6 protein-coding genes are annotated in these 7,618 nt (G+C 37.4%); 1 reads left to right on the top strand and 5 read right to left on the bottom strand.

What is annotated here, in order from left to right:
• Positions 1–278 precede the first annotated feature (278 nt).
• From AC1DPQ_RS11870 to surE, 4 genes are all read right to left on the bottom strand, one after another.
• On the bottom strand, positions 279–1,283 hold the full coding sequence (locus tag AC1DPQ_RS11870) for a LacI family DNA-binding transcriptional regulator (protein ID WP_477609425.1): 1,005 nt from the start codon (positions 1,281–1,283) through the stop codon (positions 279–281).
• Between the two features lie 246 nt (positions 1,284–1,529).
• Positions 1,530–2,642, bottom strand: a complete 1,113-nt coding sequence (gene lpxB / locus AC1DPQ_RS11875; protein WP_477609427.1) for a lipid-A-disaccharide synthase — start codon at positions 2,640–2,642, stop codon at positions 1,530–1,532.
• Between the two features lie 150 nt (positions 2,643–2,792).
• The gene (locus tag AC1DPQ_RS11880; RefSeq protein ID WP_245235043.1) at positions 2,793–3,053 is read right to left on the bottom strand and encodes a stationary phase survival protein SurE; all 261 of its coding nucleotides are present in this window, start codon (positions 3,051–3,053) and stop codon (positions 2,793–2,795) included.
• 24 nt (positions 3,054–3,077) lie between these two features.
• Positions 3,078–3,923 (bottom strand): 5'/3'-nucleotidase SurE, encoded by an 846-nt coding sequence (gene surE, locus AC1DPQ_RS11885; RefSeq protein WP_477584943.1) that lies wholly within the window; start codon positions 3,921–3,923, stop codon positions 3,078–3,080.
• A 222-nt stretch (positions 3,924–4,145) separates the two neighbouring features.
• On the opposite strand from surE, the gene AC1DPQ_RS11890 reads away from it, so the two are divergent.
• Positions 4,146–7,079 carry a M16 family metallopeptidase gene (locus AC1DPQ_RS11890; protein WP_477609429.1) on the top strand — a complete coding sequence of 978 codons (2,934 nt, stop codon included), beginning with the start codon at positions 4,146–4,148 and terminating at the stop codon, positions 7,077–7,079.
• Between the two features lie 189 nt (positions 7,080–7,268).
• On the opposite strand, the gene AC1DPQ_RS11895 is transcribed toward AC1DPQ_RS11890, so the two are convergent.
• A partial coding sequence (locus AC1DPQ_RS11895; RefSeq protein WP_477609431.1) for a glycoside hydrolase family 130 protein occupies positions 7,269–7,618 on the bottom strand: 350 nt, incomplete at its 5' end.

A 7,618-nucleotide genomic window follows, 5' to 3' on the forward strand; every position in this document is an offset into this window, starting at 1 on the left:
GCGAAAGCGATGGCCAGACAGGCTAAGTGTCTGACGTTTTCTATTATCTTATTGTTTTGAAGATTTGATTGGACAAACAGAAAAAATCCCAACGAGAAGATCTATCCCTGTAGCTAATACAATCCATTAAAATTCAGTAGAGAACTGCTGTAATACTCATAAAATTAGTCCGGCTATGCTAAAACGTTTTAGTAGATCAATTATAGCAATTTTAAATTATAATAAAACGTTTTAGTAAGTAAAAAAAATATTACAATCGAGTGAGGGATGATTTTTTTCTAGTCTCTAATGACTAAACGGGCGGGGATAATTACCTCTTCAGCAGGTGATTTACCTTTTGAGGAAAGTTGGTTTAAAATGAGTTTAATAATGGTTTCAGCTATTTCTTCCAGGGGTTGTTGGACAGCAGAAATACGGGGGGTGTGCAGTTCGAATGCTTCATGATCATCATATGCGATAACTCCTAAATCATCTCCTACTTTTTTATTGATTTGTTTTAGCGCTTTTAAGCCACTAATCGCTAAATAATTGGTTGCAAATAACACTGCATCGATTTTTTTATTTTCGAAGAGTTCTTGAATCTGAGCAATCGTTTCGCCTTCTTCCTGGTTAAAGTGGATCTTTAAAACCAGGTTGTCATTATATTCGATCCCATTATCTTCCAATGCTTTTTTATAACCATCGTATCGCTCTATAATTTGTTCCACATTTATATCAGTGGTAACCAAGGCTATATTCTTTTTACCCTGATCGATAAAACTCTGTATGGACTGGTGCGAGGCATTAAAATGATCTGCTCCAACATAACTGGTATTAATGTCTGACAAATTTCTATCGAACAGGATTACAGGGTTTCCATCATCCAGGAGCATTTGTATATCTTCTTCTATTCCTTTTATTGGAGAAATGATATAGGCATCAACTTTTCGCGATTTGAACATGTTGATCAGTTCCTTTGCTTTGTCGATGCTGTTTTCTGTACTGGAATAAATAATTTTATAGCCTCTTTTATAGGCTTTATCTTCGATTAACCTTGCAATCCTCGAGAAGAATGAATTGGAAATATCTTCGATAATTAAGCCGATGATATTGGAGTTACCAGTTCTTAAGCTTCTTGCAATCTGATTAGGCTTATAACCGCTTTCTTCGATAATTTTTTCAACTTTCTCTATTACTGCCTCGCTTATCGATTTCTCTTTTGCTTTACCGTTAATAATGAATGAAACTGTGGTAATGGATACATTTGCTTTTACGGCTATATCTTTAATAGAAAGCGATTTCATCTGGTTGGATTTCTTTAAGTTAATCAATTCAAAGCTAAATAAAAATTGCAGCTTTTAAATTTTTGCCCATTATAAAGACGCAATTTAACATTTTTTATGTTAATCGTTTTAGAAACACTTGTTAAAGGATGGTTCAATGTAAATATGAAAGCTTAAAACAACAAAAGGCACCATTAAAGCGTCTTTTGTATCAAAATTAATATCCTGTATAAATAAATAAGTTCATAATCAGGCCCCTCTATCCTGTTAAATTGTTTTGTGCAGATAGGTCGTAATTAATCTGGCCGTTTTTGCCGAAGCGCCGGGTTTTCCCATAAGTAAAAGCAACTCATCATAATGTTTTAACATCTCACTCCTGCCCTCCCCTGTTAAGATAATTTTGAGTTCTCCGTTCACCTTTTGGGTGTTACAATCTTCCTGGATAAGTTCGGTTACAATCTTCTTGTTTACAATAAGATTAACCAATGAAATAAACTTAATTTTCACCAACATCCTGGCAATGGCAATTGAAATGGTTCCGCCCTTATAAACAACCACTTGTGGCACTTTAAACAAAGCAGTTTCTAGCGTAGCTGTTCCTGAAGCTACAATTGCAGCATGCGCATGGTGCAATAAATTATAGGTACTGTTAAAAAGCAGATGAACTTTTTTATCTCCCGTAAACCGGCGATAATAACTTTCGGTAAAGGTTGGTGCGGCTGCTATGGCGAAAATATAATCGGGATGGTTTTCGGTAATGCTCAACATCACCGGGAGTAAACGTTCTATTTCCTGCTTGCGGCTACCAGGCAACAGGGCGATAATTTTTCCATCTCCTAATTGATGGTTTTCGCGAAAATTTAGATCTGGAGTAAATTGCGCAATTTCGTCTAATAATGGGTTGCCTACATAATCTACCTGCATGCCCCATTCTTTGTAGAAATCTACTTCGAAAGGTAAGATGCAGAACATATGATCGACAACCTTTTTGATTTTCAGCACCCGTTTTTGGTTCCATGCCCAAACTTTAGGTGAAATATAATAACATACTTTAATACCATTGGCCTTTGCAAACGCTGCTATTTTTAAGTTAAATCCCGGAAAATCGATCAGGATCAGTACATCGGGCTTCCATTGTAAAATATCGTTCTTGCAGGCTTTAAGATTTTTGAAAATGGTCCTTAAATTTAGAATTACTTCTGTAAAGCCCATAAAAGCCATATCAGCATAGTGTTTAACCAACTCGCCACCTTCGGCCTGCATTTTATCACCCCCGAAATACCTGAATACAGCTTCGCCGTCCTCAGTTTTTAAGGCTTTCATTAAGTTGGCGCCATGTAAATCGCCTGAGGCTTCTCCGGCTACGAGGTAGTACTTCATATTTTCTTATGTTATAACAAAGTCGTCATTGCGAGGAGGCACGACGAAGCAATCTTTATGCTATTGTCTATCCCTTAATTCTCCGTTGTTCTGGAAAGATTGCTTCACCCAGCTCACCATCCCCTTCTTCAGTTCGCAATGACGCCTGTTTTAAAAAACTTTATAAGCAAAAAATACAAAAGCGCATAAAAACGTTGCGGCCAATATACCCCTGCCAATATTTTCTTTATTGTATTTAAAAAAGTATTGCATGGTATAGGCATTTATTGCAATACCACCAATATATAACAAATCTGCTTTAGCAAGGGAAGCAACATGGGTAATGATGTACCAGGCAATGGAACAAAATATTGCCGGCACAAGCAAACCAATGCCCAAACCTATCCATACAGAATTATTTAATCTTTTCAATCGATCAATCATAATGGCAAGCGCTTAACCTAAATTTATGCCATCTGGCGCTGAAACTTTAGTGCCGGTACTTGTAGATTTAGCAGCATTGTTGCCAATAAAATCCCAACTGTTTATTGCTTGTATCGCATGGTGTGCCGTTAAATCAAACTGGACCGGGACAATAGAAATATAATTGTTTTCCAATGCCCAAACATCGGTATCTTCTCCTTTATCGAAATTTTCAAAAACACCGGTTAGCCAATAGTATGGTCGTTTGTAAGGATCAGTTCTTTCATCAAATTCTTCCATCCACTTTGCATTGGCCTGACGGCAAACTTTAACGCCTTTTAGCTGATCGCCTTTTGGGAAATTCACATTTAAAAGGGTTCCTTCTGGTAAACCATTCACCAAAACCTGCTCACAGATGTTTTTAATGTATTTTTTGGTATGACTAAAATCGGCATCGGCTGCAAAATCATCTAAAGAGAAACCAATAGAGGGGATTTTTTCTATCGCGCCTTCCACCGCTGCAGACATGGTACCTGAATAAAGTACATTAATCGAATTATTTAGTCCATGGTTAATTCCTGAAACGCATAAATCAGGTTTTTTACCTTTAAAAATCTTATTTACAGCAATTTTAACACAATCAACCGGGGTTCCACTGCATTTGTACATTTCTACACCGGCATAAAGATCAACCTTATCAAAACGGATCGGTTTACCTATGGTAATGGCATGCCCCATTCCGCTTTGCGGACTATCTGGCGCAACCACCACTACATTGCCCAGCTCCTGCATTACCTCCATTAAATTTTTGATGCCTGTAGCTGTAATGCCATCATCATTTACAACTAAAATATTTGGTTTTGTGCCCTGCTTTGTCATGTCGGTAAAAATACAGATTATAAATTCAAGGCACAATAAAGCATGGTTTATATGCAAAAATCATTTATTCCTAGATTTTTAGTTTTGAAATCAAAATTATTTCATTCCCTGCCAGAAAGCATATATATTTGGATAAATAACTTATTAAAAATGAAGGCTGTATTTGAGATCACGCTTAAACCAACAGGTACGCACTCATTATCATAAACCAAAACCAATTCAATGAAATTCAAACTATTTACTTTGGCTTGTTTTCTATTTACAGGTGCTTTAGCGAAGGCGCAAACAACCTATCAATGGAAAACAGGAACATCTGGTGGCTTTAGCTACAGGTATGTAACCAACGATCCGACCAAAACACGTTTTTATACACTAAAAAACGGTTTGACAGTAATTTTATCCCAGAACAATAAAGAGCCAAATATTACCTATAAAATGGCGGTAAGAGCGGGCAGTAATACCGATCCGCGTACCAATACCGGCCTGGCGCATTATTTAGAACACCTTTTATTTAAAGGAACGGATAAATTTGGAACCTTAAATTATGCCAAAGAAAAACCACTTTTAGATAAGATCGAGGCACTTTACGAAACATACAACAAAACTACCGATCCGGCTAAACGTAAAGAGATTTATAAAGAAATTGATAAAACTTCGGGCGAAGCTTCTAATTATTCTATCGCAAACGAATACGATAAAATGATGAAATCGATCGGGAGCAACTCTACCAACGCCCACACCTCGGTAGAAGAAACCGTTTACGAGGAAGATCTTCCATCAAACGCCATTGATAAATTTTTGGCCRTACAGGCAGAACGTTTCCGCGCCCCTGTTTTCCGTATCTTCCATACAGAGTTAGAAGCTGTGTACGAAGAAAAAAACATCGGTATGGATAACGATGGCCGTAAAATGTATGAGAAAATGCTGTATGCTTTGTTCCCAACACATAACTACGGACAACAAACCACCATTGGTACCATTGAACATTTAAAAAATCCATCTTTAATCGAAATCAGAAAATATTACAACAAATATTATGTGCCTAATAATATGGCCCTAATTATGAGTGGCGATATTAATTATGATGATTTAATTAAAAAAATCGATAAAGATTTTGCCTTCATGGTTCCAAAACCATTTTCACTCTACAACCCTGCTCCAGAAAAACCATTAACGCAGGTTCAAACGGTTGACATTTACGGTCCAAGTGCCGAAAATTTATACGTTGCCTATAGAGGTTTTGCTCAAAATACACACCAAAGCTTACTACTGGATTTAATCGGCAGCATTTTAGCCAAYGGTAAAGCGGGTTTAATGGATATCAACATCAATAAACAGCAAAAAATGTTGAGGGCAAGCGCTGGTTATAACTCGATGAAAGATTATGGAATCTTCATCTTATCTGGCTCACCTAAAGCCGGACAAAGTTTAGAAGAAGCGCAAAAATTATTGTTAGAGCAGGTAGAACTCCTTAAAAAAGGCGAATTCGACGAAAGTTTGATTAAAGCAACTGTTGCAAACATCAAATTGGCAGAGTTACAAAGTTTCGATAATAACGATGTGCGTGCAGATTTCGCGATGAATGCCTTTATCCAAAACCGTGGTACGGAGTGGGATAAAACCCTGGCATCAACCGATGCAATGGCTAAAGTAACCAAAAAGGAAATTGTAGATTTTGCCAATAAATTTTTCGTCAACAACTATGTTTCTATCTTAAAACATAAAGGCGAAGATAAAAGCATCGTTAAAGTAGAAAAGCCAGCCATTACCGCGGTAAAAACCAATGTTAATGAGGTTTCTCCATTTACGAAAGACATTATTGCTGCACCGGTAAAACCCATCGCCCCTAAGTTTTTAGATTATACCAAAGATCTTAATTTCGGTAAAGCAGGCATTGCTGATGTAATTGCGGTTCAAAACACCGAAAACGGAATTTTCCGTTTAGGCTACCGTTTTGATGTGGGCTCATACAACTATAAGTTGTTGCCTTATGCTGCTCAATATTTAGCGTTCTTAAGTACTGATAAATATTCGGCAGAGGATATTAGTAAAGCATTTTACAACATTGCCTGTAGCTATAGCATAAACGTAGGTACCGATGTAACTACAGTTTCCATCAGTGGTTTACAAGAAAACTTTGATAAAGCTGTTGCCCTGGTAGAAGATGTATTGGCAAATTGCAAAGCAAACGAAAAAGCCTTAGAAGATTTAAAAGGCCGTTTGTTAAAATCGAGAGATAACGCAAAATTAAACAAATCATCAATTCTTGGTGGTTTAATGAGTTATGCACAGTATGGTGCCGATAATCCTTTCAATTACGGATTAAGCAATGATGAGATCAAAAACATGAAATCGGCAGATCTGATCTATATCTTGCACAACCTAACCAATTACAAACACACCATTACTTATTATGGCCCTAAAACTTTAGCAGCATTTTCTGCTGATATTGTAAAAGCACACCCATTGGCTAAAGAATTTACAGATACGGCGCCAATTAAGAAATTTGTATACACCAAAACCGATTCGAACAAAGTTTACTTTGCCGATTATGATATGGTGCAGGCAGAAATCCGTTGGGTACGCAATGGTGGCTTGTACGATCCGGCCAATGCAGCAAAAATCGCCTTGTTTAACAACTATTTTGGCGGCGGCATGGGCTCAGTAGTATTCCAAACCATCCGCGAATCTAAAGCTTTGGCTTATTCTACCTTTGCAGTATATTCTTCTCCAAATACCAAAGAAAAAGAAAATACCATTATCGCTTATGTAGGTACACAGGCAGATAAAATGAATGAAGCAGTTGCCGGTATGAATGAGTTATTAACCACTTTACCAGAGTCTGATAAATCATTTGCATTATCAAAAACCAACTCATTAAACGGCTTAGAAACCAGCCGTATTACCAAAGATGGAATTATCTATAGCTATTTGGCAGATAAAAAATTAGGTTTCGATCATGACTCAAGAGTTGATGAATATGCGAACTTAAAACCATTAACTTTTAATGATGTAAAATCGTTCCATCAAACCAATCTTTCGGGCAAACCTTACAACTATTGTATCGTGGCTTCAGAGAAAAAAATCAACATGGCCGATTTAGCAAAATTCGGCCCGGTAACTAAATTAAGCCTGGAGCAGATTTTTGGATACTAATAAGGTTGAGGGTAGGAAGGCGGAGGGTTTAAAGTGAAAACCTGATGCTTTAATATCAAAATTACTAGCGATTCTCGGAAACGGGGATCGCTTTTTTTGTTTAGTTCATTGGCTATTGATCATTAGTTGTATGGTACAGAAAAACAAGCCCATCTTCCGTGTTTATCAGTGCTTCCGTGGCAAAAAGAACTAGATATATTTCAGTGTCTCCAAAATTTCTTTCACCGAAAACTTAGCGCCACAAACAAACTCATCAGCCGCACCATAGTAAATCGTTAATTCATCTCCGTTAACAATGTGGCCGTTTGTAAATACGACTTCACCAAAGAAACCATGCAGTTCGTAATCTGCTGTTGGCACCATAATCGGCTCATCGGTTCTGGCCAGTACTTTCGATGGATCATTTAAATCCATTAGAAAGGCACCTAAACAATATTGATGTTTTCCGTTTGCACCGTGATAGATTTCGAGCCATCCTTCTGTGGTTTTTATGGGTGCCGCACCAGCCCCAACACGTGCACTATCCCAGTGGTTAGGCC

The sequence above is a fragment of the Pedobacter sp. 01T416_2 genome (assembly GCF_056398925.1).